General features: G+C 54.2%; 24 protein-coding genes and 2 tRNA genes. 2 read left to right on the forward strand and 24 right to left on the reverse strand.

Going from position 1 to position 21132, the window contains the following annotated elements:
• Window positions 1–59: 59 nt before the first annotated feature.
• From rlmN to trmJ, 12 genes are all read right to left on the reverse strand, one after another.
• On the reverse strand, window positions 60–1178 hold the full coding sequence (gene rlmN / locus G461_RS0104480) for a dual-specificity RNA methyltransferase RlmN (protein ID WP_026958902.1): 1119 nt from the start codon (window positions 1176–1178) through the stop codon (window positions 60–62).
• Between the two features lie 183 nt (window positions 1179–1361).
• Window positions 1362–1790: a nucleoside-diphosphate kinase gene (ndk, locus tag G461_RS0104485; RefSeq protein ID WP_026958903.1), complete on the reverse strand. Its 429-nt coding sequence runs from the start codon at window positions 1788–1790 to the stop codon at window positions 1362–1364.
• Window positions 1791–1847: 57 nt separating this feature from the next.
• On the reverse strand, window positions 1848–3140 hold the full coding sequence (gene pepB / locus G461_RS0104490) for an aminopeptidase PepB (RefSeq protein ID WP_026970961.1): 1293 nt from the start codon (window positions 3138–3140) through the stop codon (window positions 1848–1850).
• Window positions 3141–3187: 47 nt separating this feature from the next.
• Window positions 3188–3388 carry a Fe-S cluster assembly protein IscX gene (iscX, locus tag G461_RS0104495; protein WP_026970962.1) on the reverse strand — a complete coding sequence of 67 codons (201 nt, stop codon included), beginning with the start codon at window positions 3386–3388 and terminating at the stop codon, window positions 3188–3190.
• A gap of 60 nt (window positions 3389–3448) precedes the next feature.
• Window positions 3449–3787, reverse strand: coding sequence for an ISC system 2Fe-2S type ferredoxin (gene fdx / locus G461_RS0104500; protein ID WP_026958906.1), 339 nt, complete (start codon window positions 3785–3787; stop codon window positions 3449–3451).
• 1 nt (window position 3788) lies between these two features.
• Entirely contained in the window at window positions 3789–5642 is a 1854-nt protein-coding gene (gene hscA / locus G461_RS0104505; RefSeq protein WP_026970963.1) for a Fe-S protein assembly chaperone HscA, read from the reverse strand.
• Window positions 5643–5647: 5 nt separating this feature from the next.
• Window positions 5648–6166, reverse strand: coding sequence for a co-chaperone HscB (gene hscB, locus G461_RS0104510; RefSeq protein ID WP_026970964.1), 519 nt, complete (start codon window positions 6164–6166; stop codon window positions 5648–5650).
• The gene (gene iscA / locus G461_RS0104515; RefSeq protein WP_026958909.1) at window positions 6166–6489 is read right to left on the reverse strand and encodes an iron-sulfur cluster assembly protein IscA; all 324 of its coding nucleotides are present in this window, start codon (window positions 6487–6489) and stop codon (window positions 6166–6168) included. Before iscA ends, hscB begins: the two co-directional genes overlap by 1 nt.
• 16 nt (window positions 6490–6505) lie before the next feature.
• Window positions 6506–6889, reverse strand: coding sequence for a Fe-S cluster assembly scaffold IscU (gene iscU, locus G461_RS0104520; protein WP_026958910.1), 384 nt, complete (start codon window positions 6887–6889; stop codon window positions 6506–6508).
• Between the two features lie 21 nt (window positions 6890–6910).
• Window positions 6911–8125 (reverse strand): IscS subfamily cysteine desulfurase, encoded by a 1215-nt coding sequence (locus G461_RS0104525; RefSeq protein ID WP_026970965.1) that lies wholly within the window; start codon window positions 8123–8125, stop codon window positions 6911–6913.
• Between the two features lie 32 nt (window positions 8126–8157).
• A complete protein-coding gene (gene iscR, locus G461_RS0104530; RefSeq protein ID WP_026958912.1) occupies window positions 8158–8628 on the reverse strand; it encodes a Fe-S cluster assembly transcriptional regulator IscR in 471 nt (156 codons plus the stop codon).
• 78 nt (window positions 8629–8706) lie between these two features.
• The gene (gene trmJ / locus G461_RS0104535; RefSeq protein ID WP_026958913.1) at window positions 8707–9444 is read right to left on the reverse strand and encodes a tRNA (cytosine(32)/uridine(32)-2'-O)-methyltransferase TrmJ; all 738 of its coding nucleotides are present in this window, start codon (window positions 9442–9444) and stop codon (window positions 8707–8709) included.
• A 152-nt stretch (window positions 9445–9596) separates the two neighbouring features.
• Between trmJ and suhB the strand changes: the two genes are divergently transcribed.
• Window positions 9597–10400 (forward strand): inositol-1-monophosphatase, encoded by an 804-nt coding sequence (suhB, locus tag G461_RS0104540; protein WP_026970966.1) that lies wholly within the window; start codon window positions 9597–9599, stop codon window positions 10398–10400.
• A 113-nt stretch (window positions 10401–10513) separates the two neighbouring features.
• Here suhB and G461_RS0104545 read toward each other — a convergent pair whose 3' ends face one another.
• Entirely contained in the window at window positions 10514–10765 is a 252-nt protein-coding gene (locus G461_RS0104545) for a hypothetical protein (protein ID WP_026958915.1), read from the reverse strand.
• 3 nt (window positions 10766–10768) lie between these two features.
• Window positions 10769–11137, reverse strand: a complete 369-nt coding sequence (locus G461_RS0104550; RefSeq protein ID WP_026958916.1) for a rhodanese-like domain-containing protein — start codon at window positions 11135–11137, stop codon at window positions 10769–10771.
• Window positions 11138–11224: 87 nt separating this feature from the next.
• Here G461_RS0104550 and G461_RS0104555 point away from each other — a divergent pair, with 87 nt between their 5' ends.
• A complete protein-coding gene (locus G461_RS0104555) occupies window positions 11225–11944 on the forward strand; it encodes an SDR family NAD(P)-dependent oxidoreductase (RefSeq protein WP_211236247.1) in 720 nt (239 codons plus the stop codon).
• A gap of 68 nt (window positions 11945–12012) precedes the next feature.
• Here G461_RS0104555 and secF read toward each other — a convergent pair whose 3' ends face one another.
• The 10 genes from secF to G461_RS0104605 form a co-directional block, all read right to left on the reverse strand.
• Window positions 12013–12921: a protein translocase subunit SecF gene (gene secF / locus G461_RS0104560; protein ID WP_051326665.1), complete on the reverse strand. Its 909-nt coding sequence runs from the start codon at window positions 12919–12921 to the stop codon at window positions 12013–12015.
• A gap of 49 nt (window positions 12922–12970) precedes the next feature.
• Window positions 12971–14824, reverse strand: coding sequence for a protein translocase subunit SecD (gene secD / locus G461_RS0104565; protein ID WP_051326666.1), 1854 nt, complete (start codon window positions 14822–14824; stop codon window positions 12971–12973).
• A 27-nt stretch (window positions 14825–14851) separates the two neighbouring features.
• Entirely contained in the window at window positions 14852–15187 is a 336-nt protein-coding gene (yajC, locus tag G461_RS0104570) for a preprotein translocase subunit YajC (protein ID WP_026958920.1), read from the reverse strand.
• 124 nt (window positions 15188–15311) lie between these two features.
• The gene (gene tgt, locus G461_RS0104575) at window positions 15312–16436 is read right to left on the reverse strand and encodes a tRNA guanosine(34) transglycosylase Tgt (protein ID WP_026970968.1); all 1125 of its coding nucleotides are present in this window, start codon (window positions 16434–16436) and stop codon (window positions 15312–15314) included.
• A gap of 34 nt (window positions 16437–16470) precedes the next feature.
• Window positions 16471–17517 carry a tRNA preQ1(34) S-adenosylmethionine ribosyltransferase-isomerase QueA gene (queA, locus tag G461_RS0104580; RefSeq protein WP_026970969.1) on the reverse strand — a complete coding sequence of 349 codons (1047 nt, stop codon included), beginning with the start codon at window positions 17515–17517 and terminating at the stop codon, window positions 16471–16473.
• A gap of 90 nt (window positions 17518–17607) precedes the next feature.
• Window positions 17608–18501, reverse strand: a complete 894-nt coding sequence (locus G461_RS0104585) for a serine protease (RefSeq protein WP_026970970.1) — start codon at window positions 18499–18501, stop codon at window positions 17608–17610.
• A gap of 322 nt (window positions 18502–18823) precedes the next feature.
• Window positions 18824–19819: a S1 family peptidase gene (locus tag G461_RS0104590; protein WP_026970971.1), complete on the reverse strand. Its 996-nt coding sequence runs from the start codon at window positions 19817–19819 to the stop codon at window positions 18824–18826.
• Window positions 19820–19822: 3 nt separating this feature from the next.
• The gene (locus G461_RS0104595) at window positions 19823–20485 is read right to left on the reverse strand and encodes a SanA/YdcF family protein (RefSeq protein ID WP_035479359.1); all 663 of its coding nucleotides are present in this window, start codon (window positions 20483–20485) and stop codon (window positions 19823–19825) included.
• 186 nt (window positions 20486–20671) lie between these two features.
• A tRNA-Ser gene (locus tag G461_RS0104600) sits at window positions 20672–20762 on the reverse strand.
• A 146-nt stretch (window positions 20763–20908) separates the two neighbouring features.
• Window positions 20909–20999, reverse strand: a tRNA-Ser gene (locus G461_RS0104605).
• Window positions 21000–21132: the final 133 nt, after the last annotated feature.

The following is a 21132-nucleotide window of genomic DNA, read 5'->3' on the forward strand; positions in this document are numbered from 1 at the left end:
TCCTTGTTCTCAAGCGATATGTCTAAGTTGCTGTCAAATCGTCAAAAATGCAAACTTTTCTATTGAACGTTGACCGAAATTGCTCGCTCGGCCAAGCGTTTTTTCATGGTGCGCTTGGTACGGTCGACCACATCACCCGCCAACTGACCACAGGCCGCATCGATGTCATCGCCACGGGTCTTACGTACCACCACGGTAAAACCGTACTCCATAAGCACTTTGCTAAAGCGATCGATACGGCTGTTACTTGGCTTGCCATAGGGCGAGCCCGGATAAGGATTGAATGGGATCAGGTTGATCTTACATGGGGTATTGCGCAGGGTTTGCGCCAGCTCGTGCGCCTGCTCCATCGAGTCATTAAGGTGATCTAGCAGTACATACTCAACGGTAACCTTGCCTCGGTTGGCATTGGATTTGGTCATGTAGTTGCGCACCGAATCGAGGAAGCAGTCGATGTTGTACTTGTCATTAATCGGCATGATTTCGCTGCGTAGCTTGTCGTTCGGCGCGTGCAGCGAGATGGCCAGTGCAACGTCAATCATATCGCCCAGCTTGTCTAGCGCAGGTACCACACCAGAGGTGCTCAGGGTCACGCGGCGCTTGCTCAGACCAAAGCCAAGGTCTTCCATCATCAGCTCCATCGCTGGAACCACGTTCGCGAGGTTGAGCAAAGGCTCACCCATGCCCATCATCACCACGTTGGTGATCGGGCGATTCATGCCATCTTTCTGGAAGCCAATCACCGAGGCGGCACGCCATACCTGACCGATGATCTGCGATACAGTCAGGTTGCGGTTAAAGCCTTGCTGGGCAGTCGAACAGAACTTACACTCCAGCGCGCAACCCACCTGAGAAGACACACACAAGGTTGCGCGGTCTTTCTCGGGGATGTAGACGGTTTCGATCTCTTGGCCGTGGACCATCATCGCCCACTTAATCGTGCCATCGGCGGAGCGCTGCTCTTGGGAGATCTCAGGCGCAACAATCTCGGCAACCTGCTTAAGCTTGCCGCGCAGCGCCTTGTTAACGTTGGTCATTTCGTCGAAGTCAGACACACCATAGTGATAGATCCACTTCATCACTTGATCGGCACGGAATGGCTTTTCTCCCAGTTCCTGGAAAAATGCGCGCATCGCCTTGCGATTCAAGTCGAGTAAGTTGGTTTTCTTGTCACTCATGGCAGACCTCAGTTTCAACCGATTTAAAAATGGCGGCGAATTGTACAAGTTATCGTGGTCGCTTGCCAGCCCTCGCTCCAGCTAAGTCTAGTTTAGGCTGTAAAGCCTTCGTGTTGGGCAGTTTTATCGGTGCGCTAGAAACAACAAAGCCGGGAAACCCCGGCTTTGTTCAGTTAAATGTCTTTAGGGGCGTGGACAGAGCTCATCGTCACTAAAGAAGTAGGCGATCTCACGCGAAGCGGACTGCGGTGAGTCAGAGCCATGGGTGCCGTTGGCGGGCATTACGCTGCCAAAGTCGCCCCGCAGGCTGCCCGCAGGCGCCTTCTCCGGGTCGGTGGGGCCCAGCAAATCGCGGTGATGTTGCACCGCATTCTCACCTTCGAGTACCGATACCATGATCGGCCCCGACATCATAAAGTCCTTCAGGCGAGGGTAGAAATCCTTGCCTTCGTGTTCGGCGTAAAATCCTGCCGCCTGCTCTTCACTGAGCTGCACCATCTTCGCGGCTACCACTTTGAGCCCAGCTTGCTCAAATCGCTGGTAGATTTCACCAATGACATTGTTGGCAACGGCATCCGGTTTAATGATTGAGAAGGTCCGTTCAATGGCCATACACGCTCCCTAATTAACTGACTACGTTTTTGTTATCGATTTGTTTTAGATATTAAATTAGCTGTAATCAGTTAACAAGCGCGCAATGGTTCTCACGCCATGGCCTTTACCGCCGGTCGCCCATAGTGCATTGCCGGATTTCTGGTAAGAGCCTGACAGATCGAAATGCAACCAGTTCTGTTTATGTTCACCAACAAACTTAGACAAGAAGGCCGCTGCAGTGGATGCGCCCGCCATACCTTCTCCCGAGTGGATATTGGCGATATCGGCAAAGGCAGAGCCAATTTGGCCGACATGGAACTCTTCCAGCGGCAGTTGCCAGGCTTTCTCGTGTTCACTGTGCGCAGCGCTTACCGCTTGCTGGGCCAGTTCGAAGTTAAAGCCAAACACCGCATTGTAGTCGCGCCCCAGCGCAAACTTGGCAGCGCCGGTTAGGGTAGCCGCATCAATCAGCAGCCCCGGCTTCTCTTCACAGGCAGCAATCAGGCCATCGGCCAGCACCAAGCGCCCTTCGGCGTCGGTGTTCAGCACTTCCACGGTCACGCCGTTTTTGTAGGTGATCACATCACCAAGCTTGTAGGCCTCACCGGATACCAGGTTCTCGGCGCAGCATAGGTATAGCTTGACCCGTTTGTTTAGACCGCGCGCAATCGCCAGACCCAGCGCACCAGTAACGGTGGCCGCGCCGCCCATATCGCTTTTCATCACCGACATACCGTCAGAGGGCTTCAAGCTATAACCGCCGGAGTCGAAGGTAATCCCTTTGCCCACAAGCGCAATATCCACCGGCGCATCGACTTTGCCAGACGGGTTGAAATCCAGTTGTAGCATCGCTGGCGGACGGGCACTGCCCTTACCCACCTGATAACAGCCCACCCAGCCGTGTTCGAGTAGCGCCTCACCTCTAATCACTTGATAAGACACTGCATCGCCGCCCAGTTCGCTTAAGAACTCCGCCGCCGATTGGCAGAGGGTTTCCGGGTAGACCTCGGCAGGTCCACGGTTAATCGCTTGGCGAGTCCAGTCGCAGGCTGCTTTTAGCTGGGCGAACACCGCCAGCTCTGCCTCATCTAACTCTGGCAGGCCAAGTTGATTGTTCAGCTTGGCGTTGTAATAGCCTTGGTGGAAGGCAAACACCTTCTCGGCATCCCAATCGCTGCCAAAGAGTGACAACTCAGCCAAGCCCTGAGCATCGAGCTTACGCCCGGCCTTTTGAATTTGCTGCTCAATCGACTGGTCGTTTTTAAGGTGGATACGCGCATTGGCACCATCAAAGGTGACCAGTGCGCCTTTGCCCCAATGGGCCGGAGCGGGATCGAAGGTTAATGAGACCTGCAGGGTATCTGACATGGGCTTTCCTTAGAATACGGTAACTATAGGGTGCTGGCGTTTAGCGACTAATCGCGCTCATCCTGCCAGGCAAGAATAATGGCTTCGAGGATCCGTTCGTTACTTTTCTCGGGATCATCAGCAAAATCGGGGAGTTGGCAGACCCAGCTATGCAGGTCGGTAAAGCGCAGCTGCATGGGATCTTGGTCGGGATAAGCCTCTGCCAGTTCGATGGCAATGTCTTGAATATCGGTCCAACGTAAGGACATAACTTACCTCCGTGTGAAGTGGAGAAGCGGGAGTGGCCCTCCCGCATAGACTCTTCTGTGTTAGTGGTTCTCCGACACCTGATTTAAGGTGTATTTCGGGATCTCAACCACCAAGTCTTCGTCGGCTACTTTCGCCTGACAGCCAAGGCGCGACTCGGGCTCGAGGCCCCACGCCTTATCCAGCATATCATCTTCCAGCTCGTCGCTCTCTTCCAGCGAATCGAAGCCTTCACGCACGATCACATGGCAGGTGGTGCAGGCGCACGATTTCTCACAAGCGTGCTCAATCTCAATACCCTCGCGCAGTGCCACGTCCAGTACAGTTTCGCCTTCGTTGGCATCGATAGCAGCGCCTTCGGGGCACAGCTCTTCATGAGGCAAGAATACAATTTTTGGCATACTACAGTCCTTCCACGCTTTGCCCTTTCAAGGCTTGTTTAATTGAGTTGTCCATGCGGCGAGCGGCGAACTCTTGGCTTTGCTGATCAAGCGTCTTAATCGCCTGTTCGATGGCGGCTACATCATCATTTGCCGCCACGTTTGCCAAGGCTTGCATAGCCTGCTCGATAAGGGCGCGCTCATCGGCCGCCAGCAAGGTCTCGCCGTCAGCGTCCAGCGCTGCGGTCATGTTTTCGATAAAGCGCGAGGCTTCCACTTGCTGCTCGCGCAGCATACGCATGCTGACATCGTCTTTGGCATGGGTAATCGAATCTTTGAGCATGCGGGTGACTTCGTCATCTTCCAGCCCATAAGAAGGCTTCACCTGTACCGAGGCTTGCGCGCCGGTCTCTTTCTCCATGGCGGTTACCGACAGCAGCCCATCGGCATCAACCTGGAAAGTCACACGAATATGCGCAGCGCCCGCCGCCAAAGGCGGAATATCGCGCAGGGTAAAGCGCGCCAGAGAGCGACAATCGTCAACCAGCTCTCGCTCGCCTTGCAATACATGGATGGCCATCGCAGTTTGGCCATCTTTGAAGGTGGTGAACTCTTGGGCGCGCGCCACCGGGATGGTGGTGTTACGCGGGATCACCTTCTCCACCAAGCCGCCCATGGTTTCAATACCCAGCGACAGAGGAGTCACGTCCAGTAGCAGAAGCTCGCCGTCTTTCTTGTTACCCACCAATATATCGGCTTGCAACGCCGCACCAATGGCGACTACTTGATCCGGGTCGATAGAGGTTAAAGGCTGCTGGCCAAAGAAGCTGGCCACATCCTCGCGCACCTTAGGTACCCGGGTCGAACCGCCAACCATAACCACTTCACCGACTTCTTCTTGAGTAATACCGGCATCGCGCAGCGCGCGGCGACACGCGCGGATAGAGCGTTGCACCAGCGGGGCAACCAGCTCATCAAACTGGCTACGGCTTAGCTCGCCACGCCACTGATAGCCGTGGCTATCAAGTACGATCTCGGTGCTTTCGCTATCGCTTAACGCAACTTTGGCGGCGGTGGCCAGGCTATAGAGCTGGCGCACCAACTGGCTGTCAGCGAGATCGCTGATACCCGCTTGCTGTTGCAACCAGCCAACAATCGCTGCGTCGAAGTCATCGCCTCCAAGGGCTGAGTCGCCACCGGTTGCCAGCACCTCAAACACGCCTTTGGACAGGCGCAGAATCGAGATATCGAAGGTGCCGCCGCCTAGGTCGTAGACCGCAATCACTCCTTCATCGCCACTATCGAGACCATAGGCAATCGCCGCGGCGGTGGGCTCGTTGAGCAAACGCAACACATGCAGACCCGCTAGCTGGGCGGCATCTTTGGTACCTTGGCGCTGGGCATCGTCGAAATAGGCCGGAACGGTAATCACTACTCCATCGGGCTCACTTTGCAGGCTCTCGCTCGCACGGGCCGCCAAGGATTTTAGGATCTCGGCAGAGACCTGAATCGGGTTCACCGGGCCTGCCACGGTTTCAATCAGCGGCGAGTCTTGCTCTGCAAAGCGATAAGGCAGGTGAGACTGGTCAACATCGGCCAGCTTTTTACCCAGCAGACGTTTTACCGAGGTGATGGTGTTGTGCGAGTCGCTGATGCGATGCACGGCGGCCTCTAGGCCAACCGTGACTGCATCGGCCTGATAACGCACCACCGAGGGCACCAGCAGGTTGCCGTTGGCATCGGGCAGCACTTTCGCACTGCCACTGCGCACGGTAGCAACCAATGAGTTAGTGGTACCCAGATCGATACCCACAGCCAGTTTGTGCTGATGCGGCGCCGCTGATTGGCCCGGCTCAGCAATTTGGAGTAATGCCATAGCGATTAAAAATCTAGAAGTTGTTCTTCAGCTTGCTGCAACTGCTGCTCAAGCCGAGCGTAAAATTTAAGCTTGCGCACGATATCGCCCGCCTGCTGATAATGGCCTTCATTGTAGGCGCTTTCGAAGTCATCACTCAAGCTGCGTCGGTCTTTGTTTAAACGCGCCGCAAGTTTATCGATAGCGTCTTCGGGGTCGGCAGCGGCCTGTAAGCTCTCAAGCTGCTCACGCAGCTCCATCTGCAACATCAAAAACTCGACGTCACTAACGGTTTGCTGCTCGCCAGCGAGCTCAATGCCTTGCAGGCTTAGCAGGTATTGCGCGCGATTGAGTGGCGTTTTAAGGGTCTGGTAAGCATCGTTGATTTGCGCCGCCCTTTGCATGGCAATAGCCTGGGCTTGGGCGCTTTCGCCAGCGAATTTGTCGGGGTGGAACTGACTTTGAAGGGTGCGGTAGCGACCAGCTAAATCGCTGAGATCCAGCTGGTAGCTTGGAGTGAGTGAGAACAGCTCGAAGTAGTTCATTAAATGTTGAAACTCTCGCCGCAACCACACTCATCTTTGATGTTAGGGTTGTTAAAGGCGAAGCCTTCATTGAGCCCTTCTTTAACAAAATCCAGCTCGGTGCCGTCGAGGTAAGCCAGGCTCTTCTCGTCGACAATTACCTTCACGCCGAAGCTGTCGAACAAGATATCGTCGCCCGCCACTTCGTCGACAAACTCCAACACATAGGCCATACCTGAGCAGCCGGAGGTTTTCACCCCCAAGCGCACGCCAATCCCTGAACCGCGATTTTGCAGAAACTGACTGACATGATTTGCAGCCGCTTGGGTGAGTGTTACAGCCATGCTTACCTCTTAATATTTAGGCGTTTTTCTTTTTGTAATCGGCAATCGCCGCCTTGATAGCATCTTCTGCCAGAATCGAGCAGTGGATCTTCACAGGTGGCAGTGCCAACTCTTCGGCAATTTCAGTGTTCTTAAGCTCTGATGCTTGATCCAGCGTCTTACCCTTAACCCACTCGGTAACCAGTGAGCTAGATGCAATCGCAGAACCGCAGCCGTAGGTCTTGAATTTGGCATCTTCAATTACGCCGTCATCACCCACTTTTAGTTGCAGCTTCATCACATCACCACAAGCCGGTGCACCCACCATGCCGGTGCCAATATGGGCATCGTCTTTGTCTTCGAACGAACCTACGTTACGTGGGTTCTCGTAATGGTCAATAACCTTGTCGCTGTAAGCCATAATCTCTCTCCAAATACCGTTTTAGTGATGGGCCCACTCGACCTTGCTCAGATCTACGCCGTCTTTAAACATATCCCATAGCGGAGACATCTCACGCAAACGGGCAATACCTTCGTGGATTACTTTCACTGCATAATCCACTTCTTCTTCGGTGGTAAAGCGACCGAAGGAGAATCGAATTGAGCTGTGCGCCAGTTCGTCATTCATACCCAATGCACGCAGCACGTATGATGGTTCCAGGCTGGCAGAGGTACAGGCAGAGCCCGAGCTGACCGCCAAGTCTTTGAGCGCCATCATCAGTGACTCGCCTTCAACATAGTTGAAGCTAACGTTCAGGTTGTGTACCACGCGCTGCTCCATATCACCGTTTACGTAGGTCTCTTCTACGTCTTTGATGCCATTCCAGAAGCGGTCGCGTAGCGAGCGAATGCGGGCATTCTCTTCCGCCATCTCTTGCTTGGCGAGGGCAAAGGCTTCGCCCATGCCAACGATTTGGTGAGTTGGCAGGGTACCTGAGCGCATACCACGCTCGTGGCCGCCACCGTGCATTTGCGCTTCGAGGCGGATGCGCGGTTTACGCTGTACATACAGGGCGCCGATACCTTTCGGACCATAAACTTTGTGAGCAGAGAAGGACATCATGTCCACAGGCAGCGCCTGCAGGTCAATCTCAATCTTGCCTGCGCTTTGCGCGGCATCAACGTGGAACAAAATCTTCTTGCTGCGGCACAGCTCGCCGATGGCTTGAATGTCTTGGATAACGCCAATCTCGTTGTTCACATGCATGATGCTAACCAGCACGGTGTCATCACGCAGCGCGGCTTCCAACTTGGCCAGGTCGATAATGCCGTTGGTCTCAGGCTCAAGGTAAGTGACCTCATAGCCTTCACGCTCCAGCTGACGGCAGGTGTCGAGCACCGCTTTGTGCTCGGTCTTGCTGGTGATGATGTGCTTGCCCTTCTTACCATAGAAGTTGGCTGCACCTTTGATGGCGAGGTTGTTAGATTCGGTCGCACCAGAGGTAAACACGATTTCGCGAGGGTCGGCGTTAACCAGATCCGCGATTTGGTTGCGCGCGATATCTACCGCTTCTTCGGCCTGCCAGCCAAAGCGGTGAGAGCGAGATGCCGGGTTGCCGTATACCCCATCCACACTAAGGTATTGCATCATCTTCTCAGCAACCCGAGGGTCCACGGGAGTGGTCGCAGAGTAATCCAGATAAATTGGCAGTTTCATTACTTTCTCCGTTACTGTCGAGACAGCCCAGCTTATAAACTAATTCTTATGGTATCACCGCCTTGCTGGCGACGATCTTGATTCTGCGCGATGCTAACGATTTGGCGCTCACGCATCAGCTCACCTAAGGTGATGCCATCGAGGAAATCAGCAATGCGCTCACTGAGGTCGTTCCACAGCGAGTGGGTCAGGCATGGCTTGCCACCTTGGCAATCGGCGTTACCGTGACAACGGGTCGCATCGATGGACTCGTCCACTGCGTGGATCACCATGCCCACAGCAATATCATCAGCTTCCATCCCCAAGCGGTAACCGCCACCGGGGCCACGTACGCTGCTCACCAGACCTTGCTTGCGTAGGCGGGCAAACAATTGCTCCAGATAAGAGAGTGAGATACCTTGGCGCTCTGAAATATCCGCCAGCGGAACCGGGCCTTCACTCATGTGAAGCGCCACGTCGAGCATTGCTGTCACCGCGTAGCGGCCTTTTGAAGTCAAGCGCATAGTTGAACCTTGTCAGCTTCCATTTAGCGAAATTCTGTCATACCCGACTATTTTGGTCAAGTATTAAACCTGACTATTTTACTCAGGTTTATCCTTCGCTTTATTGGCTAGCTCAATCTGCTTATCGACCGAGGTCAGGATGCCACGCATAATGTTGAGCTCCTGCTTATCCATACGGATGCGATTGAACATTCGACGAAGCTTGTCCATCACTTTTCCCGGATGCGGTTTGATAATAAACCCGGTATCGGTGATACAGCGCTCGAGATGCTGGTAGTACAGCTCGAGATCGTCGACCAGCGGGTATTCTTCTTCGCGCTTGGGGTGTTGCTCGAGGCTGGCCATGCGCACTTCATAACACAATATTTGGACGGCCATCGCCAAATTCAAGGAGCTGTATTCAGGATTTGCCGGTACGCACACATGGTAGTGGCATTGCTGCAGCTCTTGGTTAGTCAGGCCGGTACGCTCACGGCCAAACACTAGGGCGACTTCGCCGCTTTGCCCTTCTTCTGCCAGCTTTTGGCCCGCTTCGCGGCCATCCAGCATTGGCCAGTCTAAGGTTCGGGAGCGCGCAGAGGTACCTACTACCAACTGACAGTTGCCAATCGCTTGATGCAGCTCGTCAACTACCACCGCATTGGCCAGCACATCGGAAGCGCCGGCGGCTAAGGCCACCGATTTTCCATCCACTTCGCACTGCGGATCCACCAGATAGAGCTTGGAGATGCCCATGGTTTTCATGGCGCGCGCTGCTGATCCGATATTGCCCGAATGGCTGGTACCTACCAATACCACCCTAACCTTGTCTAACATTAAAAACCTCAAGGGAAAATAAACGCGCGGATTGTAGCATACCTAGCCAAGCGGTCGACAATTATGTAATCGCCGATTGTCTTTGCTGAAGCTTTGCTTTATACTCCGCCGTCCAAAATTTAGGCAGTTCTTTTCACAAATTGGTGGTATCTATGCATCCGATGCTAAACATCGCAGTTCGTGCTGCGCGCAATGCCGGTAAGGTAATTACTCGTGCCTACGAGCAACTCGACAAAGTTGAGACTATGGCGAAAAGCGCCAATGACTACGTAACCAACGTAGACAAGGCCGCTGAACAAGCGATTATCGAAACCATCCTTAAGTCTTACCCAGACCACAGCATCATCGCTGAAGAGAGCGGTATGGTGGAAGGCAAGGACAACGACTACCAGTGGATTATCGATCCACTCGACGGTACCACCAACTTCATCAAAGGTATTCCACACTTTGCTATCTCTGTTGCGCTGCGCGTAAAAGGCCGCACCGAGCATGGCGTGGTTTACGATCCACTGCGCAACGAGCTGTTCTCAGCAAGCCGTGGCCAAGGCGCCCAGCTAAACGACTACCGCCTGCGCACCAGCGCTGCCAAAGAGCTGGACGGTGCACTGCTAGCGACCGGTTTCCCATTCAAGCGTAAGCACTACATGGAAAGCTACCTGGCCATGTTCGCAGCCTTGTTCAACCAATGTGGTGACATGCGCCGCGCTGGCTCTGCCGCGCTGGATCTGGCCTATGTTGCCGCTGGCCGTCACGACGGTTTCTGGGAGATGGGTCTTAAGCCTTGGGACTTAGCTGCTGGTGAGCTGATTGCCCGTGAAGCTGGTGCTATCGTAACTGACTTTGCTGGTGGCAGCGATGTATACCGCGCCGGTGACATCGTATGTGGTAACCCGAAAGTGGTTAAAGGCATGCTGTCAGCGATGCGCCCTCACCTGCCGGATTCAATGAAGGGCTAAGCGCCACTCATTGAGACAGAAAAGCCAGCATGATGCTGGCTTTTTTTGTGCGCTAAAATCGCTTTAGGCGAGTTCGCTGATGGGGGTAATTGCAGCGGGGTTAGTTGCAGAGGCTACTCCGCCCCCAAATCAAAGTCATTGCCTTTGAGCTCGGCGCGCTCCAGACTCAGCTCCAAAAACGCAATACGCTTGGCGAACTCCCCCAGCAGCTGATCCTTGGCATCCAACAAACCGAGCAACTCGGCCGGCTCGCGCCATTCCGGAAAGCCACCTTCTTGAGCGGCCACATCAAAGGCCTCTTGCGCTTCGCTCTGCTCGGTGAAGTAATGAGTACGCTCGTCTAAATCCCATGCATAAATCAGCATGTGCTACTCCTCAATGGGATAACCGGCTTCACGCCAGCCACGTATCCCGCCATCCATGGATATCACTTGGGTATAACCCATTTTGACTAGGTTGTCAGCACTGAGCGCAGAGCGGAAACCACCGCCACAGTAGATCACAAGCTTGGTGTCTGTTGCCGGGAAACGCTGCTCAACATCGCGTTCTAGCACACCACGCCCCATATACTGCGCGCCCGGAATACGGCTTTTCTGCCACTCGTCCTGCTCGCGGTTGTCGATAAGCACAAACTCGTCGCCGGCATCCAACCACTGTTTCACCTGATGCACGTCGCACTCTTGGATGTTAGCGCGACACTGATCGACTAGAGCCAAAAACTTGGGGCTATGCTGCATGGAAACTCCCTCTCATAATGACGATGAACTTAAAATAGGCACACAGCGTAACAAGCATTCAAGCGATAGCCAAACAAGGAATCTCTGTTGCTGACAAATCTCGGTAACCAGCTTCACATTGCGGTAATCGGCGCCAGTGGCGGCCTGGGGCAAGCGGTGTGTGAGCTGCTAGAACAGCAGAGCGAGGTGGCCAAGATCCATCGATTTGCCCGCTCGCCTGAGCACGCCAATGCGCCTTGTCACTCTCTCGACCTTTGTGATGAGTCCAGCATTGCCGATGCAGCTCAATCTCTGCCTGCGCGCAGCCTGCATGCGGTGGTGGTTTGTACTGGCCTGCTGCATAGCGCGGCAATCCAGCCGGAAAAGCGCCTCGCCCAAATCGATGGAGACAAGCTCGCTACGCTGTTTGCGGTGAACGCTAGCGGTCCATTGTTAGTGGCCAAGCACTTTACCCCGCTACTCGATAAGTCGCGCCCCAGCGTGTTTATGGCGTTGTCGGCACGGGTCTCTAGTATCAGCGATAATCGTCTCGGTGGCTGGTATGGCTACCGCATGAGCAAGGCCGCGCTGAATATGGGCCTGAAGAACCTCGCCTTGGAGATGCGCCTGGCGATGCCCAAGCTATGTGTGATGGGCTATCACCCCGGCACCGTAGACACGCCGCTTTCCGCGCCGTTCAGTGGTAAGGCCTACAAGCGCTTTGCGCCACAGCAAGCGGCGGAATACTTGGTTGCGCAGTTAAGTCGCGTTCATCCTGAGCAATCAGGAGGGCTATTTGATTGGCAGGGAGAGGTCATTGAGCCCTAATTCGTCTTTGTGTATGGCACAAAAAAAGCGGGCATACAGCCCGCTTTTTGATGGGTAAACCAAGGCGCTTAGATAAGCGGCTCTTGGTCGGCACCTTCTTTCTCGATCTCCTTCGGCATAAAGTCTTCTTTCTTAATGCCCAAGGCCAGTGCCAAGGTACTTGCAACATAGATTGACGAGTGAGTACCCACCAACACACCAAACAGCAAGGCGATGGCGAAGTTGTGGATCATGTCACCGCCGAGCAAGAACAGCGAGGTCAGTACCAGCAAGGTGGTCAACGAGGTCACAATGGTACGGTTAAAGGTTTGCGTCAGTGAGGTATCGATCACCTCTTCAGCATCGCCCTTACGTAGCTTGCGGAAATTCTCACGGATACGGTCAGATACCACGATAGTATCGTTGAGCGAGTAACCCACTACCGTTAGCAGCGCTGCTACCACGGTCAGGTCGAACTCCAACTGCAACAGTGAGAACAAGCCCAAGGTGGCAATCACGTCGTGCGCCAATGCCAGTACCGCGCCCACAGCCATGCGCCATTCAAAGCGCAAAGCGACGTAGAGCAGGATACAACCAAGCGCAGCGATAATCGCCAGACCGCCCTGCTCCGCCAGCTCTTGGCCCACTGCCGGGCCTACGAACTCGATGCGGCGCATCTCAACTTGTGGGTCGATCTGCTCTTGCAGGATCTCGATAACCTGATCACCGATGTGGGTGGTTTCCACGCCTTCGCGCGGCATCAGACGCAGCATTACTTGTCGTTGTGAGCCAAAGTACTGGGCCACGATGTCTGGGAAGCCTTCCTCGGTCATCACCTCACGTACCTGATTCAAATCAGCAGGCTGAGAGAACTCGGCCTCGATGACGGTACCGCCGGTGAAATCCAGGCCCCAGTTAATCTTGTTGATGGCCAGCGTGGCGATGGATGCAAGCATCAGCACAACCGACAAGCCGATAAACAGCTTGCGGTGGGCCATGAATGGCACTACACCTTTTGGTCGGAAAATATAAAACAAGGTCGTGCTCCTATATCGAAAGCTTGTCGATGCGCTTGCCACCCCACACCAAGTTCACTACCACGCGGGTACCCACGATTGCGGTGAACATGGAGGTTGCAATACCAATCATCAGGGTTACTGCGAAGCCTTTGATCGCCCCGGTGCCAATGGCAAACAGGATGAATGCAGTAATCAAGGTGGTGATGTTCGCATCAGAGATGGTCGACAGAGCGTTGCTGTAACCGTAGTGAATCGCCTGCTGAGGACTGCGTCCTTCATTGAGTTCTTCACGAATACGCTCGAAGATCAGCACGTTCGCATCTACCGCCATACCAACGGTCAGTACGATACCCGCCATACCCGGCAAGGTCAGGGTTGCCCCCGGGATCATCGACATCACACCGATAATCACACCAACGTTGGCCACCAAGGCAATGTTGGCCACCAGACCAAACTTGCGGTAGTACAGCGGCATAAAGATAAGCAGCGCAATCAGGCCACCAACGATCGCCATAAAGCCTTTGTCGATGTTCTCTTGGCCAAGGCTTGGACCCACGGTGCGCTCTTCTACGATTTGAATCGGCGCAATCAGTGCACCGGCGCGCAGTAGCAGTGCCAGATTCTGAGCTTCAGCTGGAGAGTCGATGCCGGTAATGCGGAAGCTACGACCCAGGCGAGCCTGAATGGTGGCAACGTTAATCACCTCTTCGTGGCGCTCCAAAATGGCACGCCCATTCTCATCTTCTTCGCCAGTCGGCTTGTACTCGATGAACAGGGTCGCCATCGGCTCGCCAATTGCGTCGCGGGTAAAGTTGGCCATCTTGGTGCCACCTTGGGCATCCAGGCTGATGTTTACCTGCGGGCGGCTGTATTCGTCAAAGCCCGACTGTGCGCCCACGATGTGGTCACCGGTCAAGATAACTTGGTTACGCAGAACCACTGGGCTGCCATCGGCGCGGCGTGCCAGCTGCGAACCAACCGGTACACGCCCTTGCAGGGCATCGCGTGGGTCAGCATTGTTATCAACTTGACGGAACTCCAAGGTTGCTGTTGCGCCCAAGATCTCTTTGGCGCGCGCGGTGTCTTGAACACCCGGTAGCTGAACCACAATACGCTCGGCGCCTTGGCGCTGCACTAGCGGCTCGGCAACACCCAGCTCATTCACACGGTTACGCAAGATGGTAATGTTCTGCTGAACGGCGTAGTCGCGGGTCTGCTTGAGGAACTCTTCGGTCATACTGACGTCGAGGCGCAAGGTATCAGCCACTGAGCTTTCAACAATCTCGTAATCGCGGTAGGTGCGAGTCAGGAAGCGCTCGGCTTGCTTCAACGCTTCTTCGTTGCGGAAGCGGATAACCACTTTATCGCCTTGAATACGCACGCCGGAGTAGCGGATCTTCTCTTCACGCAGCACGCTGCGGAAATCCTGAACCATGCCTTCCATGGTCTTCTCCATGGCGGCATCCATATCGATTTCCATCAGGAAGTGCACACCACCACGCAGGTCGAGGCCAAGCTTAAGTGGGCCAGCGCCCAGCGCTTCCAGCCACCCCGGAGTAGCCGCAGCCAGGTTCAATGCCACCACGTAATCGTTGCCCAAAGACTCAGCCAGCAGGTCACGTACCGGCAGCTGATCAGATTCGTTGCGCAGGCGCACCAGCAGCAGCGAGTCTTCGAAGGCTACCGAACGGTATTCAATGCTGTTTTCATCAAGGACGTTGCGAATGGTATCGAGATCAGAAGCTTGAACTTCAGCGCCGCGGGTTGCAGACACTTGTACGGCAGGGTCTTCGCCGTAAAGGTTGGGTAAGGCGTACACAAACCCGATGGCCACGACCAGCGTGACCAACAGGTTCTTCCACCAAGGATAATGGTTTAACAAGGTAAACGTCCCCTGTAGGGTGGAAGATTAGTTAATTGACTTCAGGGTACCCTTCGGCAGAACCGCTGAGATAAAGTCTTTTTTCAGAGTTAGGGTGGTATCTTCGCTCATGGTCAGCTGGATGTAGTCGCTGTCATCAGCAATCTTGGTGATTTTACCCACCAGACCAGAGGTGGTCAGTACTTCATCACCCTTAGACAGTGAGCTCATCAGGTTGCGATGCTCTTTGGCACGCTTAGACTGCGGGCGGTAGATCATGAAGTAGAAGATCACCGCAAAAATGGCCATCATGAAAATCATTTCCATACCGCCACCTGCTGGTGCTTCAGCTGCGGCGTGGGCCGAAGAAATAAATAAGCTCATAGCTTCCTCTCTATTAATACAAATATCCAAAGGCTCCCAAAGAGATGGGGCCTTTGGAGCAATTTACAAGGCTTACTAGCAATCAAACCAACAGATAATTACCGACATCGGTTGGTAGTGGCTATTAATCAGCCAGTGGCGGCACGTCTTTACCCATTTTCGCGTAAAACTCTGCCACAAAGTCGTCTAATCTACCTTGGGCAATCGCCTCGCGCAAATCTTCCATAAGTCGTTGATAGTGACGTAGGTTATGGATGGTGTTCAGGCGCGCACCCAAGATCTCGTTACACTTGTCGAGATGGTGAAGATAGGCACGGCTGTAGTTCTTACAGGTGTAACAATCACACTCTTTATCCAGCGGGCTGGTGTTCTCACGGTGTTTCGCGTTGCGGATCTTAATTACCCCCTCTGAGGTAAACAAGTGGCCGTTGCGCGCATTGCGGGTCGGCATCACACAATCGAACATATCAATACCGCGACGCACGCCTTCTACCAAGTCTTCTGGCTTACCCACGCCCATCAAGTAACGCGGTTTATCTTCCGGCACCTTGTGAGCAATGTAATCCAAGATGCGGTGCATATCTTCTTTCGGCTCGCCCACAGCCAGACCACCAACCGCGTAGCCATCGAAGCCGATATCCACCAGCCCATCGAGGGAGACATCACGCAGGTGCTCATACACGCCGCCTTGGATAATGCCGAACAAGGCATTGTTGTTATCCAGCTCGTCGTGGCGCTGGCGTGAGCGCTTGGCCCAGCGCAGAGACATCTGCATCGACTTCTCGGCTTCCTCTTCGGTGGCTGGGTAGGGAGTACACTCATCGAAGATCATCACGATGTCAGAGCCCAGATCGTTCTGGATTTCCATCGACTTTTCGGGTGTCAGGAAGATCTTGTCGCCATTTACCGGGTTGCGGAAATGCACGCCTTCTTCGGTGATCTTACGGATATCACCCAAGCTGAATACTTGGAAGCCACCTGAATCGGTCAGGATGGGGCCCTGCCAGTTCATAAAGTCATGCAGATCGCCGTGGGCGCGCATCACCTCTTGGCCCGGGCGCAGCCACAGGTGGAAGGTGTTACCCAGCAGGATCTGGGCGCCGGTGTCGGCCACTTCTTCTGGAGTCATGCCCTTTACCGTGCCGTAGGTGCCTACAGGCATAAAGGCGGGGGTTTCAACCACGCCACGGTCAAAGATCAGGCGTCCGCGACGGGCTTTACCGTCGGTAGTATCAAGTTGGTATTTCATAGTTGCCTCAGTTCAGAGAAACAGTCTGATAAGGTTAGGCTTCTTTACGGGTGATAAACATCGCATCACCGTAGCTAAAGAAGCGGTATTGCTGTTCAATCGCCGATGTATAGGCGTGAACGATGTTGTCCTTCCCGGCAAAGGCCGACACCAACATAATCAGGGTCGACTCGGGAAGGTGGAAATTGGTTACCATGGCATCGATGATTTGGAACTGATAACCGGGGTAGATAAAGATGTCGGTTTCAGCAGCGAAAGCCTGCAGCGGCTCGCCTTTTTTCAATGCCGCTTGTGCTGCGCTCTCCAGTGAGCGAACCGAGGTGGTGCCAACCGCGATAACTCGACCGCCGGCCGCTTTGGTCGCCAACACCTTATCGACCACCTCTTGGCTAACCTCGGCATACTCCGAGTGCATCTGATGCTCTTTAACATTATCGACACGGATGGACTGAAAAGTGCCCGCCCCAACATGCAAGGTAACGAACGCCAGATCGGCACCCTTCTCTTTGATCTTGGCCAGCAGGCCGTCGTCAAAATGCAGGCCGGCCGTTGGTGCAGCCACTGCGCCGGGCTTTTCGTTGTATACGGTTTGATAACGCTCTTGGTCAGAGTCTTCATCGGGGCGGTCGATATACGGCGGCAACGGCATATGGCCAAAGCGTTCTAATAGCTCCAGCACCGTACGCTCATCGTCAAAGCGCAGCTCGAACAGCGCGTCATGACGGGCCAACATGGTGGCATCGAAGGCATCTTCAATACGCAGCTTGGCGCCCTCTTTCGGCGTTTTAGAGCAGCGCACATGGGCCAGTACCCGGTGCTCATCGAGCACTCGCTCCACCAGCACTTCCAGCTTGCCGCCAGTGGACTTCTGGCCGAACAGGCGCGCCGGGATCACCCGAGTGTTATTGAACACTAACAGGTCGCCGGGACGCACTTGCTCAAGCAGGTCGGGAAATTGCGCATGCACCAGCTCGCCACTGTTACCATCCAGGCACAACAGGCGGCTATCGGTCCGCTGCTGCTTGGGATATCGGGCGATCAGTTCATCTGGAAGTTCAAAAGAAAAATCGGCTACGCGCATGCCACTTTACCTAGTCAAAAATTAAACCGGGCAAGTTTAGTGACAGCGCGTGGCAATAGCAAGCACAGTCAGTAAATGACTGAGCGGGAGTTAGAGCGCCTGTTCCTTACAGCGTCTCAGCCACAGCAGGCACAACAGCAGCGGCCACCAGATTAGGCCAGTCGCACCGCCTGAGTCACCACCTGAATCTCGCAGTTCGCCCGCCTCGCTCGCGGGCAATTCGCCCTCGCGAACGTCATCAATCCAGCTACGAACCACGCCTACATCGGCATAGCCGCCGGGCATACCGACACAGCTATCGTCGCCCCAGCTCACCAAGCCAACGAGCTGAAAGCTGCCAGCCGATCCGTAAAGTACCGGACCGCCGCTATCGCCATTACAGGCATCGCGCTCAGGATGGTAAGCACAGAACATGCGATCACTGATCAGCTGTCCCGGCCAAAACTCTCTACACTGTTCGACCGTAATCAGAGGGATGTCTACCTGTTGTAAGCTGGTTGCCGGTGGGCCTCCACCTTCGATATAGCCGTAGCCGATCACTGTTAAACTATCTGCGCTGGGAGTGAGCTGTTGGTAGACTGACGAGCTAGAAAGAGCTGGCAGTTCAAGGTTTCCGGTATAAGGCTCGGAAAGCTTGAGCAGAGCAAAATCGTAATCAAGCGTTCCGTCGTTGTATCCCGAGTGCAAGTGGATCTCATCGACGAAAAGTAGCTCAGAGTCCACACGCGCAAAGGTATCGCTTGCCGCCACTACCCCTTCCTCGTAGACACAGTGGCCAGCGGTAAGCAGCCAGTCCTCAGCGATCAGCACCCCTCCACACGACGAGCCATCGGCAAACACTCTGGCGAAAAATGGATAGTCATCAGGGTTAGCATCCTCTCCCCCGACGATTCGCGGCGACAGGTTTGGCGACTCAGTGGCCATGGCAGTCGTCGCCAACAGACATAGCATGGTGATTCTTGCGAGAGACACAACACACTTCATTCGACTCACTCCTTGAGCGCTTCAACACCGCTGCGGCGTTACTGTTGGTAACAGGCCACCGCCCCGCTAATCAAACCATTGAATTAACAATGTATTTACACGACTTAAGCTTAGTATAAATGTCGCAAGCGTTAGGAAAACTGCGACTTAAGTACTACATCACTAGCAGGCGAAGGAGTGATACAGCGCTGCAGTGATAGACCGCTAACGGCTGAGACGGCTGAGTAGAGGGATAACGAGAGATAAGTTGAACACTACATGCTGGTGAATATGTCGAACGAAGCAGAAGAGGCGCCCCGCGAGGTCGCCTCTTTATCAGAACTTAAGCCCGCTGGCTTTGCCAGCGGCGAGTGAGCAATGAACCACTGAGCAATAAGCCCAGCCAGATACCGGCCGAGCCACCACCGCCATCGCCTTCAGAACGCTCAATGTCGCCACCGGGAGCGACCGGATCCGTTGGCGTTGCTGATGAGTCGGGCGATACGTTGCCACTGAGCACTTCAGACACCCAGCCGCTCACACTACCGATATCAGCATAAACGCCCGGGCTATTCAGACAAGACTGCGCGCCCCAGCTCACAACGCCCATCAGTTGATAGCTACCGGGCTGGCCATACAACACCGGGCCACCGCTATCGCCGTTACAAGCGTCTTTGCTTCTATCGAAAGTACAGAACATTTGCCCAGTAATCTCATAGCCGGGCCAATACCTGCCACATTCACGTCTTGAGATCAGCGGAATATCAGCCTGCATTAGCACGTCAGGGACCGAGGAAGGAGCGTTACCAGCGGTATAGCCATAGCCAACGATGGTCAGGTCCTCACCCAGCAACACGTGTGAGTCATAGATCGGTGTATCAGACAGGGCTGGAAAGCTTGCAGGGTCAACCTCGTTATTTGGTGTGGCCAGCTTGAGCAGGGCAAAGTCATAATCAAGTTCAGCCCCGGCACTAACCTGCCCTTCATGGACATAGCGGGCATGCAGATAAACCTCGCTCACTGAGTAAAGCTGCTCCATGGTGGTATCGATACCGTTTGGGTCCACCGCGATGTGAAACAGGCTGGCATCATAGACGCCATTGCTGGAGCCATCGTAGATACAATGGCCAGCAGTGAGCACCCATTCCTCATCGATGATGCTGCCACCACATACTAAGTAGGCGGATTGGCCGCTAGTGCGGAACACCTTAGTAAAAAACGGGAAGTTATCGGGTACTGCGGCATCCCCACCGACAATACGCGCACTGACTTCTTCTGCGCCGAGCGAACAACTTAACACTAACCCCAGCCCACAGACTGCTGCACGAATCCCTTGCATGGCTTACTCCTTTAAAGCTTCGGGTATCCTAAACTCAACTTGCTCCGGCTCTCCCAAGAAATGGGGAGAGGCCTTAAAAATGTGTAGATCAATCAGGGCCTTCACCCTGGCCAGTACTTCTCTTAGCCGCACCCGCCAATGAAACTTACGCGGTGCGTCATCCACCACAAAGCCGCGGGCATCCAACCCTTTGACCTTGGCAATGTAGAGTGCCCGTTCAACATGGAATTGCTGCGATACCAATAACACCCGCTGCTGTCCGAACACTTGCTGGGCGCGAATCACCGAATCGAGGGTACGAAAGCCCGCATAGTCCAAGGCGATATGCTTGCGCGGAATGTCCATACGCAGCAGATCGTTGAGCATGGTAATCGGCTCGTTGTAGTAGCGGGTGGCATTGTCACCGCTGAGGATCAGCGCATCCACCTTGTGCTGTTGGTAGAGCTTGGCGGCGGCTTCAATGCGGAACTGATAGAAGGTGTTAAGGCGCTTGCCCACGTATTTGCTGGTGCCGAACACCAAGGCCACCGGCATCGGTTCGACTTGGTTGATGTCACGACTCCACATCCCAGCGACTTGATGCGAGATATAGCGATCAACAGCGATTAACAGCAGCAGAATGGTCAGCAGTGCGACAACACATCCCAGCGCCAGCTTTTTAAACAAACTCGAACCTTGGTTAAGTACTTACTACAAAGCTAAACCTATGAAAAACTTGAAAGCTTAGTCTTGAGCGAACATCGTCAATGAATCAGATAGTACTGATTAACAGGTAGGGAATTCAAGGGAAGCTAGAAACAAAAAAGGCCCACCGTGTACGCGTTTAGCGTTGGCGAGCCTCTTAGAAGAAGATGGCGGAGGGGGAGAGATTTGAACTCTCGGTGAGCTATTAACCCACGCCGGTTTTCAAGACCGGTGCATTCGACCACTCTGCCACCCCTCCGCAGCGGGAACGAATAGTACGGATTCGCTTTGGCTTTGTAAAGCCCTAATTTCAGATTATTTTCGAAACCGTATAGTCGTTTTGCTACAAACAAAAAAGGCTCACCGTAGTGCGCGTTTGCGCTGGCGAGCCTGTTTCGAAGTAGATGGCGGAGGGGGAGAGATTTGAACTCTCGGTGAGCTATTAACCCACGCCGGTTTTCAAGACCGGTGCATTCGACCACTCTGCCACCCCTCCGCAGCGGGGTCGAATATTACGGAGTTGCCCGAAGCTTGTAAACCCCTACTGTGCTCAAGTGCTTAGTATTTAAACGCCAACACCAGAAATCGCGTTTGGTCGCGGAAAAAAGCGCCAACTCGAGGGTTTTACC

Source organism: Aliagarivorans marinus DSM 23064, assembly GCF_000429485.1.
GTDB lineage: Bacteria > Pseudomonadota > Gammaproteobacteria > Enterobacterales > Celerinatantimonadaceae > Aliagarivorans > Aliagarivorans marinus.